The organism is Blattabacterium cuenoti (genome assembly GCF_014251635.1).
GTDB lineage: Bacteria > Bacteroidota > Bacteroidia > Flavobacteriales > Blattabacteriaceae > Blattabacterium > Blattabacterium cuenoti_S.
The window spans coordinates 223,107-244,216 of record NZ_CP059194.1 but is presented as its reverse complement, the minus strand read 5'-3'; the positions used below and the strand labels follow the sequence as shown (position 1 = coordinate 244,216).

The following is a 21,110-nucleotide window of genomic DNA, read 5'->3' as shown; positions in this document are numbered from 1 at the left end:
TTTTTTTATATCTGTTAAGATTTAATATCTGTCCCTAATCTTTGTAAATAAGCAATAAGAGCTATAATTTCTCTTTCTTTCAATGGAATGAATTTTTCTTTTTCTATTTTTCTTTGTTGATCTATTTCTTTTTTTAAACTTGGATATTCTTGATAAATATCATGTACAATCTGACTTGCTTGATGATCCATATCTTGGTTTGCTTTTTTTATATATTCAAAAGTATATGGAACTCCTAATTTTACCATAGCTCTCATTTTTTTTTCTGTATTAGATCTGTCCAATTTATTATAAATTAACCAAGGATATCTTGGCATAATAGATCCAGGAGAAGTAGAACGAGGGTTATACATGTGATTAAAATGCCAGGAATTAGGGTTTTTCCCTCCTTCTCTAGCTAAATCTGGACCTGTTCGTTTGGATCCCCAAAGGAATGGATGGTCATATACAAATTCTCCAGCTTTAGAATACTCTCCATAACGGACGACTTCATCTCTAAATGGACGAACTTGTGCACTATGACAAGCATTACATCCTTCTCTCACAAATAGATCTCTCCCTTCTAATTCTAGGGCTTTGTAAGGTTTAACATTATGAATTGTAGGAACATTAGATTTAATTACTAAAGTAGGGATGATTTCTATTAAACCTCCAATAGCTACTGCTATAAAAGAAAAAATAGCCAATTGTATTGGTTTTTTTTCTAACCAACTATGGAATGTTTCTACTTTATCTTTGTTATTATTATAACTATCATAAAATGGATCACATTTAAATTCCTCATTATCTAATGAATTACCTTGTTTTATTGTTTTAAAAATATTATAAATCATTAAAATAAAGCCAAAAAAGTAAATAAATCCACCTACAAATCTCATTTTATAAAATGGAATAATAGATAAAACAGAATCTAAAAAATTTTTATAAGCTAAAGTTCCATCAGGGTTAAACTTTTTCCACATAATAGATTGTAAAACAGATCCAAAATACATAGGAAAAATATATAAAATAATACCTAAAACACCCATCCAAAAATGAATATTAGCCAATAGTATAGAATATAACTTTGTATTCCATATTTTTTGAGTTAACCAATATATAATTCCAAAAGCCATAAAACCATTCCACCCCAAAGTACCTAAATGAACATGAGCTATAACCCAATCTGTAAAATGACCTATAGAATTTAGAGTTTTAGTCGCTAACATAGGACCTTCAAAGGTCGCCATTCCATAACAAGTAATTCCAACCACAAAAAATTTTAAAATAGGATTTTTATTCATTTGATTCCAAGCTCCTCTTAAAGTAAGCAATCCATTTAACATCCCCCCCCAAGAAGGAGCAATTAACATAATTGAGAAAATTGTCCCCAACATTTGAGCCCAATTAGGAAGTGATGTATACATTAAATGATGAGGTCCTGCCCAAATATATATAAATATTAATGACCAAAAATGTATAATAGAAAGTTTATAAGAAAAAATAGGTTGATTAGATGCTTTTGGAACAAAATAATACATTAAACCCAGTATAGGTGTGGTTAAAATAAATGCCACTGCGTTGTGTCCATACCACCATTGCATTAATGCATCTTGTACTCCAGCATATATAGAGTAACTTTTAAAAGATAAAAGAGATATAGGTAATTCAAGATTATTAAATACATGTAACATCCCTACAGCAACCCATGTTCCTAATAAAAACCAAACGCTAACATACAAATGCTGAATTTTTCTTTTCAGAATGCTTCCAATCATATTTATTCCGTAAATAATCCAGATAAACAATACTCCTATATCTATAGGCCATTCATGTTCAGCGTATTCTTTACTTGTATTAATTCCTAATAAGAAAGTAATCCAAGTTGAGATAATAAATATTTGCCATCCCCAAAAATGAATCCAACTGAGAATATCACTAAAAATCCTCGTTTTTAATAAACGTTGTAAAGCATAATAATAACCTGTAAAAATAATATTTCCTACAAAAGCAAAAATAGCAGTACTTGTATGTAACATTCTCCATCTACCAAACCCCATGACCCCTTGAGTATCCTTCAATTTATTACCAAAAATAAATTCAGGAATTTCAGGAATAAATAATAATAAGGCTATAAATAGTCCAGCTAAAAATCCAATCATAGCCCAGAATATCGTAGCATATAAAAAAGCTTTTACAATACTGTTATTATAATAATATGTTTTTAATTTCATCAGAAAATTTAATTTTTTTCAAAATCATCATCAATTAAAATTCTAACACTAGGAGATTCATAATCATCAAATTGTCCAGAATAAAGACCAATTAAAAAAAATATGAGAAAAAATGCTCCCAAAGAAATACTAGATAATATCATAATAATTAATATATCCATAAACATAATCAACTAAAATTTACGTGAAATGATCCAAGTAGATAGAATAGAAAAAAAAATAACAGAAAGAGAACTTAAAGGCATCAAAATAGCCGCGATAAAAGGTCTTAAATTCCCGGTAATTGCAAATAAGATTCCTACACTATTATAAAATAAACTGATCATAAAATTACAAAATACTAATTTTGCAGAGACTTTAGATATCTTCAAAAATAAAAAAATTTTATTCAAACAATTAGATTGCATAAAAGCATCACAATTTGGAAAAAAACTAGTTGGGTTTTCGGATACAGAAATTCCTACTTCACTTTGATTTAACGCAGCGCAATCATTAATTCCATCTCCAAACATCATAATCTCTTCTCCATTTTTTTGTAATTTTTTAACATAATTCAGTTTATCTTCTGGACTTTGACTAAAAAAAACTTGACTTGATTTTGGTAAAATCGACTGTAAATATTTTTTTTCTAAATCATTATGATCTCCAGAAAGGATAATAATTTTATATTCTTTTAAATCTTGAAACATTTTTTCTATTCCCTCACGATAACAATTTCTAAATAAAAAATAACCTACGAATTTATTATTTATAGAAATAAAAACTGTTGTTTGACTCTCTTTATTTTCATTAATTATTTTCTTTGTAATCCCTAAATATTTTGAAGAACCAATTTTTACCGGTATATCTTTTATGATTCCTTCTAATCCTTTCCCTATGATCTCCCTAAAATTTTTTATAAGATAAAAATCTTTTATAGTTAATTCTGATAATATTTTTTTACTTAAAGGATGAATTGAATTTTTTAATAAAGAAGCTACAATTTTTTTTTCTTCATATTTCATCTTTCCTACAAAAGATATTTTTTCTTTATTGGGATCAGTTATAGTTCCAGTTTTGTCAAAAATTAAAGTTTTAGCTGAAGACATTCTTTCCATTGTGAAAATATCTTTCACATAAAAACCCTTTTTAGAAAAAAAACGTATAATATTTCCAAAAATTAATGGAGCAGAAAGAACTAAAGCGCAAGGACAAGTAATAATCAAAACGGAAAAAACTGTTTGAAAAATTTTTGTAACGTCATTACTAAAAGACCAGTATATTCCAGTTATGATTGAAATTATCAAAATAATAGGAGTAAAATATTGACTAAATCTAGTTGATATTGAATTCAAGTCAAATAATTTTTTACTACGAAACTGGTTAAATTTATTCTTATTCCATAATAAACTTAAATAACTATGATCTACATTTTTGATCACTTTTATAATAATAGCTTCTCCTTTTTGTTTAGAACCAGCATAGATTCGTTCTCCTATTTTTTTAGGAATTAAATAGGATTCTCCTGTAATAAAACTGTTATCTAATACAGCATTTCCTTTTATTAATACAGAATCAGCAGGAACAATTTCCTCATTTCTGATTAAAATATGATCACCTTCTTTCAAGCAAGAAAGCAAAATTTTTTCTTCTTTTTCATTTTTTTCATCTCTATGTATTTTTGTTATTAAAACTGGGTAAAAAGATTTGTAATTTTTATCAAAAGATAAAATTTTATTATGAGTATGTATTTGAAATATTTTACTTATAAGTAGAAATAATGAAAAACTAGAAAGACTATCAAAATAACCAGAACCTAAATCAAAAAAAACCTCATAACAACTCCATAAAAAAAGAACCAATATTCCAATAGAAATTGGAACATTGATATTCAAAACATGTTTTTTCAATCCTAATATAGCATATTTAATATGATCAGTAAAAGAAAATATGACTACAGGTAAAGATAAGATTACCATTAAATAACGAAAAAAATTACGATTTTCCATAAACCATATATCTTCTTGAGCACCAACATATTCCGGTATAGCTAAAAGCATAATATTGCCAAAACAAAAAAAAGAAATAGCTAGTTTTCCTATTAATTTTCGACTTAATAAATTCGTATTATTTTTTTTATTTTCTATCGATTCAAAATTAATCGAAGGTCTATATCCCATACTATCAAGTAATTTAGCTATATCACTCAGTTTAAGTTCAATATTATTGAATGTAATCCAAATTTGTTTACTGTAAAAATCAATAGTAGAATCAAAAATATTTTTATGTAGCTTGGGTAATCTTTCTAAAATGAAAACACAAGAATTACAATGAATAGAAGGAATTAAAAAACGAACTTTAGTAATATTTTTATGGTTAAAATCAATTATTTTATCTGAAATTTTTTTATCATCAAGAAAATCAAAAATATTTTGTTCTTTCATATTCTTTCAATAATTTCATGATTAATTAGATTCCTGTTCCTGTATATATTTTTGGTATTCTTTTGAAGACATTAATTTATCATATTCTTTGATGTCTATAATTTCTATTCGAATAATCCACCCTTCACTATAAGAACTTTTATTAATTAGTTCTGGTTGTGAAGATAATTTATTATTAATTTCAAGAATATAACCCGAAACTGGCATGAATAAATCTGAAACAGTTTTTACCGCTTCTATTGTTCCAAATGAATTTTCTGCTTTTACTTTTTTTCCTATAATGGAATCTTCTATGTCTAAATAAACAATGTCTCCTAACTCATTTTGAGCAAAATGAGTTATCCCTACATAAGTTTGATTTTTTTCATTTAGCATACCTATCCATTCATGATTTTTACTATACCTTAAATTATTAGGATTCATATATTCAATAAATTTTATAATTCGAAGAATGATTTATTTTCACACTATTCAATTTTTTTGAATGATAAAAAATTTATAAAAAAACGGAGCTTTTTACTAAGAATTTTGAAAAACGAATCTTGATTTTTATTTTTTATATAATTCAAATATTGATCGATTCTTTTTTCTATACTAGAAGTAGTGTTTTGATCAAACTTCCATAAACAATATTTTTCAATTTGATCAATTAACAAATTTGCATAATTTAAAGATGTCGCGTAACCTGCTTTTTTTAGTTCCGTAGCCCAAGCTTGATAATCATTTTTTTTAAGAAAAAACAATTTATAATAACGTGGTTGCTGTAAAAATTTAGAGTGATCATGAAAAGATTCTTGCACGGAATTATATTTTCTAAAACATTCTTTAGGAAGATCGTCATCATGATAATAAACATCTCCTATCCAATTTTTTCCACATTTAATTCCAAAATGATTATTTGTCGCTTTGGATAAAGAACTTTTTCCACTAGAAGATTCCAAAATCCCTTGACCCAATTTAATACTTGCTGGAATTCCAAATTTTTCCATTTCTTCAATCGCAAAAACAGCATATTTTTTAATATATTCAATCACATTCTCTGTTACTTTTTCTTTCTTATTTTCTTGTGAAAAAGAAAATAATGACATCAAAAAGAATAATACAAAATAAAAAAATTTTTTCATTTTTATTAACTTTTGACAAATAAAATTACATTTTTTTTTATAGTTTTTCATTAAGTAAAAAGATTCCACGAAAAACCTGTTTTAATAAATAGTTTATTATTATGAGAATTATAAACATCATAAAATCCTATATTTATATTTTGGATACCAAAATAAAATATAGTTCTATATATTTTAAAATTAAAAAAATAATCCACAAAAGGAATTCCTCCAATAATTTTATTAGGAACATATTTTTCATCTAAAGAAAAAGTTTGAAAATTAAAAGGATAAGATGCTTTTTGATGATAGAATTTACTAAAATAATGAAAAGAAAGCCCTGTTTGGATAAATAAAGCTTTATGAAAGTAATTATTTTTATAAAATATTGTACTTCTCAATAAAAAATTTGGGATAGAAAAAACTAATGGATCAGCATCATATTGTTGATATAATAAAATGTTATTTAATTGAAATTTCCATATATCATATGTCGTTTTGATTTTAAATCCATATAATTGAATATGTTTACGATATAAAAATTTCTTCATTTCTTCTTCTTGATCTTGATCTTGAAAAGAATGATTCAATTTAGATATATAAAAAGAAACACAATATTTTTTTTCGTAAGAACTTAAGGAAAAATTCATTGTTTTTTCTCTATCAAAAAAAAATATATTCTTATTATAACTATCTTGATTTTTTCTTAAAACATGAATAGGAATAAAATTATTGTAGATTATATTATCATTTTCATCTAGACTCAATTGAGTTAGCAACCAAAATTTTGAAAATAAAAACGCATTTAACATAATATCCCCCTTCAAATAGGACTTTTTAATATTATAATTTTCTATAACCCATTTTCCGTTTGAATAAAATTCAACAACATTATTAATAGGATAATAGATTTTGGTTTGTATGGACAAATTATTGATATCTTTATTTTTACTAATACTATCATTAAATAATTGATAATATATTTTATCAAAAATACCCCCCATTTCTACGCTGATTTTTTTTCGATTAAAAATTAAAAATAAACCATTTCTTAAGTAAGAATGATTGATTTTTTTTCCTTTAAAATCTATAAATGAATGATCGTTGGAATATTTTTCGTATTCCATATAAGTTTTTAAAAATAATGATCTGTTTTTTTCTTTTATATAAGAAATTTTTTGAAGAAGACTTATATAAAATCTAGTATGAATTAATTTTTTATGATAAAAAAAAACATTTTTATAATTTCTAATATCCCATTTTGGGATTTCTTCTTTTTCTTTCGTATCAAATTTTTGATAAATATAATGTCCCCACAATTTATAATTATAATCATTTTGATTTTGATAATTAAAGGTGGTTAATAATAAATCTTTACTTTTTTTTAAATCAAGCTCATTTTCTAAATGAAAATTTCTATATTCTACGGAATAATTACTTTTTTCATCAAAATTTTGAGAAAAAAAACCGCCTAATGTTTTTTCTTTTTTTAAAAAATCACTTATGTAAAAAATTTCAGAAAAAGGAGTTTTTACATCAAAATATTTAATTTTTTCACGATAAAAAAAAGGATCCTTAAAAAAAAACATTTTTTTAGGCATATTTGCATTAAAATTTTCTTTCATTAATTTTTCGTATCTAGGAATAAATAAATCTTTTTCATTACTGAAAAAAAACCCGATATTGTCATATTTAAAGAAATTATGAGAATAATATTTTTTTATAGAAAAAGGCTTTTCTAAAAAAATTTTTTTTAGATTTTTTTCTTCTGTCCAAAATTTGTAATCCTGATAAGTCGGATGATAAAATTCAATATTTTCTGTTTCGGTTTTTTTTTCATTAATGTGCATTTTTATCATTTTTTCTTCCATATTATGATATACAAAAAGGAAGCAAGTAAAAATAAATATTTTCATATAATCGAATTATAAATTGCACTATTTATAATTAATATCTAAAAATAGAAAAAATTTATTTACATTTGCATGATGTAAATGTCATTTCTAATGAAAATGGTATTCTTCAATTAGTATTGTGTCAACAATATTTTAAAGACTTGTTTTTTTCTTTATGACAGTCTTTTTATCATATCATAGTCAAAATACCATAAGCCATGTTTAAATTTAATTTTAGAACTATTCAGAAAAAAATTTTGGCTGATAGTGCTACACCAATAGAATTATATTTAAAACTAAGAGATATTTTTCCTAATACATTATTATTAGAATATTCTGATTACCAAATTTCCAAAAATAATTCTTCTATTCTTTGTATTGATCCTATTTCTGAACTTATTTTAGATCAAAATGTACTGCGAATATCATATCCTAATTGTGTTCATAAAGACATTTTTATAAATGATAAATTGGATATACAAATTTTAATTGAGGATTTTTTTCAAAAATTTGAAAACGAAAGTATAACTTATTTTTATTCAGGATTATACGGTTACATGTCTTATGACAGTATTCAATATTTTGAAAATATTCAATTTCATGCCCCAATTAATAAAATATATAATATTCCTAAAATACGACTTGGTTTTTATCGAAACTTAATTGTGTTTCATCATTTTCATCATGAGATATATGTAATTGAACATCAGTTTTATGATATTGAAAAAAAAACTTTCATGAATCAATTGATAGAATTAATAAAAAAGAAAAATTTTTCATCTTTTCCATTTAAATCTATTGGAAGTCGTTATTCAAATGTAACAGATATAGAATACAAAAAAATGGTATCTTTAGGAGTAAAAGCTTGTTTACGTGGAGATGTTTTTCAAATTGTATTATCTCGTCAATTTCAACAGAAATTTAAAGGAGATGAGTTTAATGTATACCGTGCTTTAAGATTTATAAACCCTTCCCCATATCTTTTTTATTTTGATTATGGAAATTATAAATTATTTGGTTCTTCTCCAGAATCTCAACTCATTATTCATAACCAAATAGCTTATATTAATCCAATAGCAGGAACAATACGGAGATCAGGAGATGAAGATAAAGATAAAAATCTATCCGAAAATCTTTCAAGTAATCCAAAAGAAAATGCCGAACATGTCATGTTAGTAGATTTAGCAAGAAACGATCTCAGTAAAAATTCTTCTAATGTTAAAGTAGAAAAATTCAAAGAAATACAAATTTTTTCTCATGTATTACACATGGTGTCTAAAGTATCTGGTAAGATAGATAATAATATCTCAATTATAAAAGTATTTGGAGACACTTTTCCTGCAGGAACTCTTTCTGGAGCCCCTAAATATAAGGCGATGGAATTAATTGATAAAATTGAAAATCAACATAGAGGAATATATGGAGGGGCAATTGGTTTTTTTGGATTAAATAATTCTTGTATTAATACGGCCATAGTCATTCGTTCTTTTGTGAGTAAAAATAATACTCTATTTTTTCAAGCTGGCGCAGGGATTGTTTCTGACTCTAAAGTAGAAAAAGAGTTAGAAGAGGTAAATAACAAACTTATGGCCTTATTTAAAGCTATAGAATTAGCTAAAAATATATGAAGTATTATGAATAAAATACTGATTTTGGATAATTATGACTCTTTTACTTATAATCTTGTACATGCTGTAAAAAAATTAACAACAAATCCGATACAAGTATCTAGAAATAACGAAATTAAACTATCGGATATAGAAAAATATAATAAAATTATTCTTTCTCCAGGACCTGGAATACCTGATGAAGCACATATTTTAAAACCTTTAGTAAAAGCTTTTGCTTCTACAAAAAGTATTTTCGGAGTTTGTTTAGGTCAACAAGCAATAGGAGAAGTGTTTGGAGCTACTCTTCTGAATACAAAAGAGGTTTATCATGGAATATCTAGTTTAATTAAAATTGTAGATACACAAGAGATTTTATTTCAAAAATTACCTAAAGAGATTAAAGTCGGACGTTATCATTCTTGGATTATATCTCCACATAATTTTCCTGAAGAACTTCAGATAACAGCTATTGGAAAAAAAGGGGAAATTATGGCTTTACGTCACAAATTTTATGATGTGTGTGGAGTACAATTTCATCCAGAATCTATTTTAACTCCATATGGGGAAAAAATAATAGATAATTGGCTGAATTTAAATTTATTATGAATAATAAAATATTAAAAAATCTTTTTTTAGAAAAAACATTAACAAAACAAGAAGCGAAAAATCTTTTTATAGAATTATCAAAAGGTAGAATTAATCAAACACAAATAGTAGCGATAGCCACTATATATAATATGAGACCACCCACTTTAGAAGAGATTGTCGGTTTTAGACAAGCTATCATGGAGCTATCTATAAAAGTAAACCTTACAGAATTTAATGCTGTCGATATTGTAGGAACAGGCGGAGATGGAAAAAATACTTTTAATATCTCTACTTTAGCATGTTTTGTAGTAGCAGGAACAGGAGAAAAAGTAATCAAACATGGAAGTTTTAGTTCTTCTTCTATCACAGGGTCTTCAAACATCTTAAAAGGATTAGGGTATCATTTTACTAACAAAGAAGAAAATTTGAAAAATCAATTGGATAAAGTAGGAATTTGTTATTTACATGCTCCTACATTTCATCCTGTATTGAATAGAATATCTGGGGTAAGAAAGGAACTAGGAGTTAAAACTATTTTTAATATACTTGGTCCATTATTAAATCCAGGAAAACCAAGAAATCAATTGTTAGGAGTCAATAACTTAGAATTAGCAAGAATATATCATTATATGTATCAAAATACGAAAAATAATTATGCTATTATTCACAGTTTAGATGGTTATGATGAAATCACACTTACTAGTGATGTAAAATGTTACACCCCAAAAGGGGAACGATTTTACTCCATAAAAGAATTAGAAATAGGAAATAAAAAGATTAAAGTAAACCCCACTGAATTGAAAGGAGGTAAAAATACAGAAGAAAATATTCGTATATTTATTAGTGTTTTATCTGGAGAAGGGACTTTAGCTCAAAATGAAGTCGTTCTAACAAATGCTACGTTTGCATTAAGTTTATTAAATCAAGATAGTCTTGAAAACAATTATGATAAAGCAAAGCATTCATTAAAAAGTGGAAAAGCAAAGAATATTCTAAAAAAATTATTAAGCTTATGAGTATTCTTGAAAAAATTGTATCTGTCAAACAAAAAGAGATATATAAAAACAAAATTATACGCCCTATAAAAAAGTTGGAAAAAAGTTCTTTCTTTGAAAGAAAAACTTTTTCTCTCGTAAAAAATATAAAAAAAAACCATACTGGTATTATTGCTGAATTTAAATGTAAGTCTCCTTCTAAAGGAATTATTAATAAAACAATATCAGTAGAAAAAGTGGTTAAAGATTATGAATCTGCAGGGGTTAGTGGAATATCTATTCTTACAGATCAACATTTTTTTTCCGGTAAAAATGAAAATTTAGAAAAATCACGTTCTATAGTTTCTGTTCCTATCTTAAGAAAAGATTTTATTATTGATGAATATCAAATTATAGAATCTAAATCTGTGGGAGCTGATGTTATTTTATTAATTGCTGGAATACTTTCTAAAAACCAAATAGCCAATTTTTCTAAATTGGCAAAAGATATTGATCTAGAAGTTATTATTGAAATTCATAATGAATATGAAATAAACAAAATAACAGACAACTTGGATATTGTAGGAATTAATAATCGTGATTTACAAACTTTTATTGTGGATTATAATAATTGTTTAAGATTATCTTCAAAAATTCCTAATAGTTATATAAAAATTGCAGAAAGTGGAATTGCTGATGTAAATCATATCTTAAAGTTAAAAAAACAAGGATTTAAAGGCTTTTTAATTGGAGAACATTTTATGAAAAAAAAGGATCCTGGAAAAATTTGCAAGAATTTTATAAAATCCTTATCGAAAAGACTGAATATAGAATAAATATGAAATCCCAATTATTAAAAGTAAAAATATGCGGAATGAAATTTAATGTACAAAAAATTTCTGATTTATTACCTGATTTTTTAGGTTTTATATTTTATCCTAATTCCCCTAGATTTGTAGGTTTTAATTTTATTATTCCAAAAATAAAAAAAGGAATATTGAAAATAGGTGTTTTTGTAAACGAGTCAGAAGAAAATATATTGAAAATAAAAACAAAAAATAAACTAGATTTTATTCAATTGCATGGAACAGAAAGCCCTTTTTATTGTGAAAAATTATTCAAAAAAGGATTAAAATTAATTAAATGCTTTAGAATCGATGATTCTTTTTCTTTTAAAAAAATTGTGAATTATGTTCCTTTTTGCACTTATTTTTTATTTGATAATAATACAATTTATTATGGAGGTAGTGGGCAAAAATTTTGTTGGAAAAAACTTTATGAATACACTTTTCAAATTCCTTTTTTTTTAAGTGGAGGGATTGGAATACAAGATGTTGATAAAATCAAAAATTTTTTTCATCCGAAAATGTTTGCAATCGATATTAATAGTAAATTTGAAATTTTTCCAGGAAAAAAAGATGATATGAAATTAAATGCGTTCATAAAAAAAATAAGAAAATTATGAAATATTTTGTTGATGAAAATGGATATTATGGAGAGTTTGGAGGGGCTTTTATCCCTGAAATGTTACATTATAATATAACAGAATTACAATACAAATATAAAAAACTTATTACAAGTTATGAATATCAAAAAACATATAAAGATTTACTAAAAAATTATGTAGGAAGACCTACTCCTTTATTTTTTTGCAAAAAATATTCAAATCAATATCATGCTAAAATTTATCTTAAGAGAGAAGACCTTAATCATACAGGATCGCATAAAATTAATAATGCTATAGGTCAAGCTTTACTCGCAAAAAAATTAGGGAAAAAAAAAATTGTTGCAGAAACAGGTGCTGGACAACATGGAGTTGCAACAGCTACTATTTGTACACTAATGCATTTAAAATGTGTAATTTTTATGGGAGAAATAGATATGCAACGTCAACATAGTAATGTTATCAGAATGAAATCTCTAGGGGCCGAGGTAATTCCGGTTTTGAGTGGAGATAAAACACTTAAAGATGCTGTTAATGAAGCAATTCGTTATTGGATTAATCATCCAGAAAGTTATTATTTAATTGGTTCTACGGTGGGGCCTCATCCTTATCCTCAAATGGTTGCAGATATTCAATCTATTATAAGCGAAGAAGTTAAAATACAATTAAAAGAAATAGAAGGGGTCTCTTCTCCTAATTATGTAGTGGCTTGCATAGGAGGAGGGAGCAATGCGGCTGGTTCTTTTTATCATTTTTTGGATGATAATTATGTTAATCTTGTGGCGGTAGAAGCTTCTGGACTAGGCATTACAACAAGAAAGACAGCTGCGTCTATTCATTGTGGATCTAAAGGTATATTACATGGAAGTATGACATTGATTTTACAGGATCAAGACGGTCAAGTCCTTCCCGCTTATTCTATCTCTCCAGGGTTAGATTATCCAGGTATTGGCCCCATGTTTGCTAATCTTTTCGTAAAAAAACGTGTAAATTTTTTACATTCTACAGACAAAGAAGCTTTACAAGCGGGATATGAATTAATCCGATCAGAAGGAATTATTCCTGCTTTAGAAAGTGCTCATGCATTAGCTGCACTAAAAAAAATTTCTCTTAAAAAAGAGGATATAGTAATTGTAACTTTGTCTGGAAGAGGAGATAAAGATATTAATATTTACGATAAATTTTTTGTTAAATTCTCAAATGATGAATCAAATTCATAATTTATTTAGAAATAAAAATAAAGATATATTATGTATTTATTTTACGGCAGGGTTTCCTTATTTAAATAGCACAGGGAAAATAATAGAAGTTTTGCAAGACCTTCCTGTAGATTTAGTTGAGATAGGAATTCCCTATTCTGATCCTTTGTCAGACGGAATGATTATTCAAAAAAGTAACAAAACTTCGTTGAAAAATGGAATGAACATCTCCTTATTATTTGATCAAATAGAAGAATTGAAAGGAAAAATAAAAATTCCTATTATTCTTATGGGGTATTACAATCAATTTTATAAATTTGGAAAAGAAAAATTTTTAAAAAGATGTAAAGAGTCAGGTGTTTCCGGATTAATTTTACCGGATCTCCCGGTAGAGATTTTTTTACATAAATATCAAAATATATTTAAAGAATATTTATTATCTATGATATTTTTAATCACTCCAAAAACTAATTCATCCAGAATATCTCTGTTAAGTAAAATAAGTGATGGATTTTTATATATAGTTTCTTCTAATTCTACTACAGGTGGCGTCAATACTTTTGGAGAAGAACAAATCTCATTTTTTAAACATGTCAAAAAATTTTCTAACAACATTCCAAAATTGATTGGTTTCGGGATAAAAGATAAAAAAACTTTTAATTTATCATGTCAATATGCTAATGGAGGAATTATTGGAAGTTCTTTTATTCAATCGTTAGATAAAAATAAATTGGTAGAAAGTATAAGAAAATACATAAAATCTATTAGATAATTTTTTTTCGATCACCAAAAATTAAAGTCCCTAATCGAACTATCGTGCTTCCATATTTTATAGCTATATTATAATCTCTGCTCATTCCCATAGAAAGGATATAATGTCCATATTTATTTTTATATTTATTATATAATTCATGTAAATATGAAAATTCATTATGGATTTTTTTTTCTTCTTGAAAAGAGGCTATTCCCATTATCCCTATTATTTTGACATTTTTCATTTTTTTATAAGTTTCATCCTCTAATATTTTTGAAGCTTCTTGATCAGTAATTCCTGATTTATTTTTTTCATTACAAATTTTTATTTGTAAAAGACAGTGTATAATTTTATGATATTTAGAGGCTATTTTATTTATTATCCTAATTTGTTTTATATTTTGAACACTATGAATTAAATAAATAAAAGGGATTATATGTTTTAATTTATTACTTTGTATTCTTCCAATCATATGCCATCGAATATCTTTGGGCAATTTTTTATATTTTTTCACCATTTCTTGAATATAATTTTCGCCAAAATCTCTATGCCCTATTTTATACAATTTTTCTATATAAAAAGTATTTTGATTTTTAGAGACTGCCAAAATTTTTACATTTTGTGGAATCATTTTTTTTATACTAAGAAATTGATCATCTATAATGCGATTCATTACGAAAATTTTCTTTCAAACTCTTTCATAATTTCAATAAGAAATCGAACGCTTTCTAATGAAAGCGCATTATAGATGCTAGCACGATATCCACCTAAATATCTATGACCATCTAGTCCTACAATATTTTCTTTTTTCCACATTTTATTAAATTCTTTTTCTAAATTCTTTTTTTTTAAGAAAAAGGAAACATTCATATTAGAGCGATTTTCTTTATGTATTTTATTTTCAAATAAATTATTTTGATCTATTTCATCATATAATAATTTAGCTTTATACTGATTTTTTTTTTCTAAAATAGAAAGACCACCTTGATTCTCTATCCATTCCAATGTTAACATAGAAGTATAAATAGAGAATACATTTGGAGTATTTAAAATGCTATTATTTTGTATATGAATTTTATAATCCATATAAGAAGGAATATCTTTTCTGAATTTTCCTAAAATATCTTTTTTCAGAATCACAATAGTCATTCCTGATGAACTAACATTTTTTTGTGCAGAAGCGTAGATTAAACTGAATTGACAAAAATCTAATTTTCTGCTAAAAATATCTGAAGACATATCACAAACTATTGGAATAGATGTTTTAGGAAACATTTTCATTTGTGATCCAACTATTGTATTGTTAGATGTACAATGAAAATAATCCGTTTCACATGGTACATGATAATTTTTTGATATATATGTATAATTTTTATTTTTACCAGAAAATAAAATTTTTACTTCTCCAAACTTTTTAGCTTCCTTAATAGCGTTATGGGCCCAAAATCCTGTATCTAAATAAGCGGCCTTTTGGTTCATTAAATTAAATGGAACCATTGAAAATTGTAATGTTGCACCTCCTTGAAGAAATAAAATAGCATAATCATCATTTAAATTCATAACACGTTTTACTAAAAGAGTAGCTTTTTCGATTATTTCTAAAAAATCTGTACTTCTATGAGAAATCTCAAGTAAAGATAATCCGGTACCATTAAAATTAATTACAGATTGAGCTGATTTTCTAACAACTTCTTCCGGTAAAACAGAAGGGCCTGCATTGAAATTGTGTACTTTCATAAATAAATAGAACAACTAATTCTTTTCAAAATTAAAAAATACTAAATTGAAATTGTAAAATAAACAGATAATAACTCAATTATATTTTTACTCCTAATATTTTTTTTGTATTTTCCGTAACCTTGAATCTATCATCTAAGCGATTTCCTATAATTAAAATAATATATCCATTTCCATTAATTAATAACCATGTATGCTCTTTTTCTAAAAGAGAAAATTTTTTTTCCTTGTAATATTTGCTTAATTTTTTTTTCCCGTTCATTTTCAAGGGATAAAAAAAGTCTCCTTTTCTCCATGTTCTTAATAATAACGGAAATTGGATTTTTTCAAAGTCCATAAGAAACATATCTTTCCTACTTTTTTTTTCTGGATCGTAAAAAAAATTTATATCGATAGGTAAGAACTTTTTATTAATAATTTTTAGATTCGGAATCATATAAGTCTTATTTTTATTTTCTGATAATAATTGATGAGAAACTAAAATCCAATTATTTCTGCTTTTAATAATACGATAAATTTTGGATATAAGTTGTTTCCCAGATTGTGCGTCAATAAGATATTTCATACTATGGATATCATTAAATCCATATGGAGAAAATAATTTAAACAAATAAAAAGACAAAGGTTGTAATTTTTTTATTTTTTTACATTCTATTTTCCAAAAAAATGGATAATCTTTTTTTTCTATTGTAATTTCTTGACGAACTTCTTCTATTTTATTTTCTATTAAAAAATTTTCATCATGAAGATGGTTTATAGTTTTTTTTAATCCATTGTGAAAAGAAAATGAAAAAGAATGAAATGTAGATAAAACTGAACGAATTTTATTCCTTAAATATTTAATATCTAGATTGCTACGATCATATCTCCATTTTATATTTTTTATTTTTGCATAATAAAGAATTTCTTCTTTAGTAAAATCAGAAAGAGGACGAATAAATTTTTTATTTTCTTTAGGAATTCCCAACAACCCCTTAAGACCGGTCCCTCTAAAAATATTCATGAAAAAAGTTTCTATAGAATCATCAAAATGGTGTCCTAATACTATGTATTCATATGAATTATTTTCTAATAATTCTGTAAACCAATCATATCTAAGTTTTCTTGCTGACATTTGTATAGACAACTTATGTTTTTTAGAAAAATTTAAAGTATCAAATTTTTTGACATGACATATTATATTTTTTTCGGAACAAAAATTTCTAATAAAAATTTCATCTTTATTAGATTCTTGATCTCTTAAAGAAAAATTACAATGTGCTACTTCTGATTCAATTTTAGGAAGATCAAGTAACAAATTGATAAGGACCATACTATCTAACCCTCCGCTCACAGCTACACATACTTTTTTTTTAGAATTAAACGAAAAATATTTTTTTAAATGATTAGATGATATTTTTTCCATGATAATTTCAGCTAATATATTTAAGGATTTCTTGAACTATATCCTCTTTAGATTTTCCACATATATTTATTTTTTCTAAAGATTTCTCATAAAAATATGCCCTTTTCGATAAATGTTTTATAATAAATCTAAACAATTCATTTTTCGATAAATGTGAAATTAAAGGTCTTGTCTTTTTTTCTAAAAATAATCTTTTAAATAAAGTATAACTATCCGTTTTTAAATAAAATGTATTTGAATATTTGTTTAATAAATAAATATTATTATAAAAACAAGGAGCCCCTCCTCCAACCGAAAAAACATATTTATTTTTTTCTATCAAAATTTTTTTTAACATAAAATGTTCTCTTTTTCTAAAAAGAAGTTCTCCTTTTTTTTTAAAAAAATTACAAATAGAATCATTTTTACTTTCAACAAGAAGAGCATCTAAATCATAAAAATCCAAATTTAACTTTTTAGAGAGTATCTTTCCAATAGTAGTTTTTCCACTCCCCATGTATCCAATTAAAGTGATTTTCATAAATACATAAAAATTATAGTATATTTGCTTAAATTAATAACTTAATTTCATAGTGAGAAAAGACCTGGTAGCTCAGCTGGTAGAGCATTACACTTTTAATGTAAGGGTCCTGGGTTCGAATCCCAGTCAGGTCATTTATTTACTTACTAAAAATTTCAAGCACAACAGGACAATGATCGGAATACTTAACCTCTGGCATGAGGTAAGCATTTTTTATTTCCTTTTTTAAGGAATCACTAACCATGGCGTAATCGATTCTCCATCCTTTATTATTTTTCCTAGCGTTACAACGATAACTCCACCAACTGTAATGATGTGCTTCTTTAACAAAATTCCTAAAACTATCTATAAATCCTAAATTTAAAAAATAAGTCATCCACTTTCTTTCTTTTGGTAAAAAACCTGAAATTCTTTGATTTCGAATAGGGTCATAAATATCTATTTCATGGTGGCAAATATTATAATCTCCACAAATGATGAGGTTATTTAATTCACTTTGTATTTTTTTTACGTGTAAAAAAAAATTTCTCATGAAAAAAAATTTAAAATTCAATCTTTTCATCATATTATTTCCTGAAGGAATATAAAGACTAATTATTGATGTGTTTTTTAGGTCTATACGTAATACTCTTCCTTCTTTATCGATAGAATCTAACCCTATTCCGTATTCTACATGAATAGGTTTTTTTTTACATAAAATCCCTACGCCACTATATCCTTTTCTTTTTGAAGGAAACCAGTAATGATTATAACCTAAGTTATCAAAAATACTTGTATTTATTTGTTTTGGAAAAGCTTTTATTTCTTGTAAACACAAAACATCTGGCTTATTTATTGCAATCCAATCAGATAATCCTTTATTAATTCCAGATCGTATTCCATTTATATTATAACTGATAATTTTCATTATTTTAAATTTTTATTTAAAAAATAGATTAAGTTATTAGGTTAATTATAAAATATTCAAAATAGTTATTATATTTGCCGTGATGCATTAAAATGCATTAATTTTTTTACTATAACTAAAATAAAAGCTTACAAGAGTAAGCTTTTATTATTTTTTCCTGCATTGGATTATGGATAAACTTAAAATAGCGATTCAAAAATCGGGGCGTCTTTATGAAGATTCTATAAAATTACTGAAAGATTGCAGTATTGAAGTGAATATTGGGATAGATAAGTTAAAAACAACGGCACTTAATTTTCCACTGGAAATACTTTTTCTTAGAGATGATGACATACCTCAATATTTAGAAGATGGAGTAGCTGATATAGGAATTGTAGGAAAAAATGTTCTTTTAGAAAAAAGAAAAAGAATAAGAATAAAAGAAACCTTGGGTTTTGGAAAATGTAGACTTTCTATCGCCGTTCCTAAATCTTTAGTTTATAATAATATTAATGATTTGCATGGAAAACGTATTGCTACAAGTTATCCTTTTTTGGTTAGAGAATTTTTCAAAAAAAGATATATAAATGCAGAAATTCACGAAATATCTGGGGCCGTAGAAATTGCTCCTGGAATAGGGTTAGCCGATTGTATCTGTGATTTAGTAAGTAGTGGATCCACTCTTTTTATGAACGGATTAAAAGAAGTAGAAACTGTTCTTCAATCTGAAGCGGTGTTAGCTTCACATTTACATTTAGGATCTCCGCAAAACATTATAATGGAAAAATTATTATTTCGAATTAGAGCGGTAAAAAAAGCTAAAAATAATAAATATATTCTATTAAACGTTCCAAATGAAAAACTAGAAAAAATAATATCTTATCTTCCAGGAATTAAAAGTCCAGTTATTTTACCTTTAGCAAATTCAGAATGTAGTTCTGTACATTCTGTCGTAAATGAAAATGATTTTTGGGGTATAATAGAAAACTTAAAAGCACTTGGAGCTCAAGATATATTAGTACTTCCTATAGAAAAAATTATACTATAAAATAGAAATATGGATATGATTCAAGTATATATTCATCCTACATCCGAAACATATAAATCTATTTCTAATAGAAGCGTACAAAATATTTATCATTTAAAAAAAATAGTGCTTCCTATTATTGATAATGTTAAAACTTATGGAGATGTAGCCTTAAAAACTTATACAATAAAATATGATCATGCTGATATAAAACATATTCAAGTAACAGAAGAAGATCTCAATAAAGCTGATATGAAAATTTCAAATCGATTAAAAAAATCTATTGAGATTGCATATCAGAATATAAAATGTTTTCATCAAAAACAAATGCATGAGGAGCCTACAATAGAAATTTCAAAAGGAGTTCTATGCTGGAGAAAAATTGTTCCAATCGAAAAAATTGGTTTTTATATCCCAGGAGGGTCTGCTCCTTTATTGTCCACTGTATTAATGTTAGGAGTTCCTGGAAAATTATCAGGATGTAAAAATATTATATTATGTAGTCCTCCAAATAAAAATGGAGAAATTCATCCAGCTATTTTATATACAGCGAAATATGTAGGGATTACACGTATATATAAAGTAGGAGGAGCTCAAGCGATTGCAGCTATGGCTTATGGAACAGAAAGCATACCTTCTGTCTATAAAATATTTGGTCCTGGAAATTCTTATGTCACGATAGCTAAACAAATTGTATCTCAAAAAGGAATAGTGTCTATAGACATGCCTGCCGGGCCTTCAGAAGTAGCTATTATGGCTGATAATTCAGCGAATCCAGAATATGTTGCGTCAGATTTATTATCTCAATCCGAACATGATCCAGAAAGTTATATTCTTTTGATTACCACAAACAATAAATCTTGGATAGAAGAAGTTAAAAAAGAATTAAAAAAACAATTTTTAGATATTTCTAATAAACAAGATATTGTTGAAAAATCTTTGAAAAAAAGCAAAATAATAGTTCTTACATCTTTAGATGAATGCTTGGCTTTAATCAATAAAGTCGCACCAGAACATTTGATTATAAATTGTAAAAATGCTTCTTATTGGGGGGAGAAAGTAATCAACGCGGGATCTGTTTTTTTAGGAAACTATTCTCCAGTTAGTGCAGGGGATTATGCTTCTGGAACGAATCATGTACTCCCCACTTATGGTTATGCTAAATCTTACAGTGGAGTATCTATAGATAGTTTTGTAAAAAAAGTAACTTTTCAAAAGTTATCTAAGAAAGGATTGAAAAATTTATCAGAATGTATTAGTGTTTTATCTTCTGAAGAAGGCTTGCTTGCACATAAAAAATCTATTAATATTCGGTTAAAAAATGAGTTTTAA

The 21,110-nt window shown here is 25.8% G+C and carries 20 protein-coding genes and 1 tRNA gene; 10 read left to right on the top strand and 11 right to left on the bottom strand.

Annotation, left to right across the window (positions count from 1 at the left end):
- Positions 1–14: 14 nt before the first annotated feature.
- From ccoN to H0H64_RS01120, 6 genes are read right to left on the bottom strand one after another with little or no spacing between them, the layout of a single operon-like run.
- Positions 15–2,213, bottom strand: a complete 2,199-nt coding sequence (ccoN, locus tag H0H64_RS01145) for a cytochrome-c oxidase, cbb3-type subunit I (protein WP_185857518.1) — start codon at positions 2,211–2,213, stop codon at positions 15–17.
- An 8-nt stretch (positions 2,214–2,221) separates the two neighbouring features.
- A complete protein-coding gene (ccoS, locus tag H0H64_RS01140; protein WP_238784997.1) occupies positions 2,222–2,380 on the bottom strand; it encodes a cbb3-type cytochrome oxidase assembly protein CcoS in 159 nt (52 codons plus the stop codon).
- Between the two features lie 6 nt (positions 2,381–2,386).
- Positions 2,387–4,636, bottom strand: a complete 2,250-nt coding sequence (locus tag H0H64_RS01135) for a heavy metal translocating P-type ATPase (protein ID WP_185857517.1) — start codon at positions 4,634–4,636, stop codon at positions 2,387–2,389.
- A 21-nt stretch (positions 4,637–4,657) separates the two neighbouring features.
- Entirely contained in the window at positions 4,658–5,059 is a 402-nt protein-coding gene (gene gcvH / locus H0H64_RS01130; protein WP_185857516.1) for a glycine cleavage system protein GcvH, read from the bottom strand.
- Between the two features lie 44 nt (positions 5,060–5,103).
- The gene (locus tag H0H64_RS01125) at positions 5,104–5,760 is read right to left on the bottom strand and encodes a glycoside hydrolase family 73 protein (protein WP_185857515.1); all 657 of its coding nucleotides are present in this window, start codon (positions 5,758–5,760) and stop codon (positions 5,104–5,106) included.
- A 50-nt stretch (positions 5,761–5,810) separates the two neighbouring features.
- Positions 5,811–7,589 (bottom strand): putative porin, encoded by a 1,779-nt coding sequence (locus tag H0H64_RS01120; RefSeq protein ID WP_238784996.1) that lies wholly within the window; start codon positions 7,587–7,589, stop codon positions 5,811–5,813.
- A 263-nt stretch (positions 7,590–7,852) separates the two neighbouring features.
- On the opposite strand from H0H64_RS01120, the gene H0H64_RS01115 reads away from it, so the two are divergent.
- Genes H0H64_RS01115 through trpA form a run of 7 tightly spaced genes read left to right on the top strand, consistent with a single transcriptional unit; the run spans position 7,853 to position 14,221 of the window.
- A complete protein-coding gene (locus H0H64_RS01115) occupies positions 7,853–9,262 on the top strand; it encodes an anthranilate synthase component I family protein (protein WP_185857513.1) in 1,410 nt (469 codons plus the stop codon).
- A 6-nt stretch (positions 9,263–9,268) separates the two neighbouring features.
- Positions 9,269–9,850: an anthranilate synthase component II gene (locus H0H64_RS01110; RefSeq protein WP_185857512.1), complete on the top strand. Its 582-nt coding sequence runs from the start codon at positions 9,269–9,271 to the stop codon at positions 9,848–9,850.
- The gene (gene trpD, locus H0H64_RS01105) at positions 9,847–10,848 is read left to right on the top strand and encodes an anthranilate phosphoribosyltransferase (protein WP_185857511.1); all 1,002 of its coding nucleotides are present in this window, start codon (positions 9,847–9,849) and stop codon (positions 10,846–10,848) included. Before H0H64_RS01110 ends, trpD begins: the two co-directional genes overlap by 4 nt.
- A complete protein-coding gene (gene trpC / locus H0H64_RS01100; protein ID WP_185857510.1) occupies positions 10,845–11,642 on the top strand; it encodes an indole-3-glycerol phosphate synthase TrpC in 798 nt (265 codons plus the stop codon). Before trpD ends, trpC begins: the two co-directional genes overlap by 4 nt.
- A gap of 2 nt (positions 11,643–11,644) precedes the next feature.
- Positions 11,645–12,271 (top strand): phosphoribosylanthranilate isomerase, encoded by a 627-nt coding sequence (gene trpF, locus H0H64_RS01095; RefSeq protein ID WP_185857509.1) that lies wholly within the window; start codon positions 11,645–11,647, stop codon positions 12,269–12,271.
- Positions 12,268–13,470: a tryptophan synthase subunit beta gene (trpB, locus tag H0H64_RS01090; protein WP_185857508.1), complete on the top strand. Its 1,203-nt coding sequence runs from the start codon at positions 12,268–12,270 to the stop codon at positions 13,468–13,470. The genes trpF and trpB overlap by 4 nt, the downstream gene beginning before the upstream one ends.
- A complete protein-coding gene (gene trpA, locus H0H64_RS01085; protein WP_185857507.1) occupies positions 13,454–14,221 on the top strand; it encodes a tryptophan synthase subunit alpha in 768 nt (255 codons plus the stop codon). Before trpB ends, trpA begins: the two co-directional genes overlap by 17 nt.
- On the opposite strand, the gene H0H64_RS01080 is transcribed toward trpA, so the two are convergent.
- The 4 genes from H0H64_RS01080 to H0H64_RS01065 all read right to left on the bottom strand — a co-directional run bounded on the left by H0H64_RS01080 (position 14,214) and on the right by H0H64_RS01065 (position 17,865).
- Positions 14,214–14,876, bottom strand: coding sequence for a YggS family pyridoxal phosphate-dependent enzyme (locus tag H0H64_RS01080; RefSeq protein WP_185857506.1), 663 nt, complete (start codon positions 14,874–14,876; stop codon positions 14,214–14,216). The genes trpA and H0H64_RS01080 overlap by 8 nt on opposite strands.
- Positions 14,876–15,940 carry a 3-phosphoserine/phosphohydroxythreonine transaminase gene (gene serC / locus H0H64_RS01075; protein WP_185857505.1) on the bottom strand — a complete coding sequence of 355 codons (1,065 nt, stop codon included), beginning with the start codon at positions 15,938–15,940 and terminating at the stop codon, positions 14,876–14,878. Before serC ends, H0H64_RS01080 begins: the two co-directional genes overlap by 1 nt.
- 79 nt (positions 15,941–16,019) lie before the next feature.
- Positions 16,020–17,345 carry a tRNA lysidine(34) synthetase TilS gene (gene tilS / locus H0H64_RS01070; protein WP_185857504.1) on the bottom strand — a complete coding sequence of 442 codons (1,326 nt, stop codon included), beginning with the start codon at positions 17,343–17,345 and terminating at the stop codon, positions 16,020–16,022.
- 7 nt (positions 17,346–17,352) lie between these two features.
- Positions 17,353–17,865, bottom strand: coding sequence for a shikimate kinase (locus H0H64_RS01065; RefSeq protein ID WP_185857503.1), 513 nt, complete (start codon positions 17,863–17,865; stop codon positions 17,353–17,355).
- A gap of 61 nt (positions 17,866–17,926) precedes the next feature.
- Here H0H64_RS01065 and H0H64_RS01060 point away from each other — a divergent pair.
- Positions 17,927–17,999, top strand: a tRNA-Lys gene (locus tag H0H64_RS01060).
- Between the two features lie 5 nt (positions 18,000–18,004).
- Here the strand turns inward: H0H64_RS01060 and H0H64_RS01055 are convergent.
- On the bottom strand, positions 18,005–18,772 hold the full coding sequence (locus H0H64_RS01055) for an exodeoxyribonuclease III (protein ID WP_185857502.1): 768 nt from the start codon (positions 18,770–18,772) through the stop codon (positions 18,005–18,007).
- 169 nt (positions 18,773–18,941) lie between these two features.
- On the opposite strand from H0H64_RS01055, the gene hisG reads away from it, so the two are divergent.
- The gene (hisG, locus tag H0H64_RS01050; protein WP_185857501.1) at positions 18,942–19,799 is read left to right on the top strand and encodes an ATP phosphoribosyltransferase; all 858 of its coding nucleotides are present in this window, start codon (positions 18,942–18,944) and stop codon (positions 19,797–19,799) included.
- Between the two features lie 15 nt (positions 19,800–19,814).
- Positions 19,815–21,110, top strand: coding sequence for a histidinol dehydrogenase (hisD, locus tag H0H64_RS01045; RefSeq protein ID WP_394798752.1), 1,296 nt, complete (start codon positions 19,815–19,817; stop codon positions 21,108–21,110).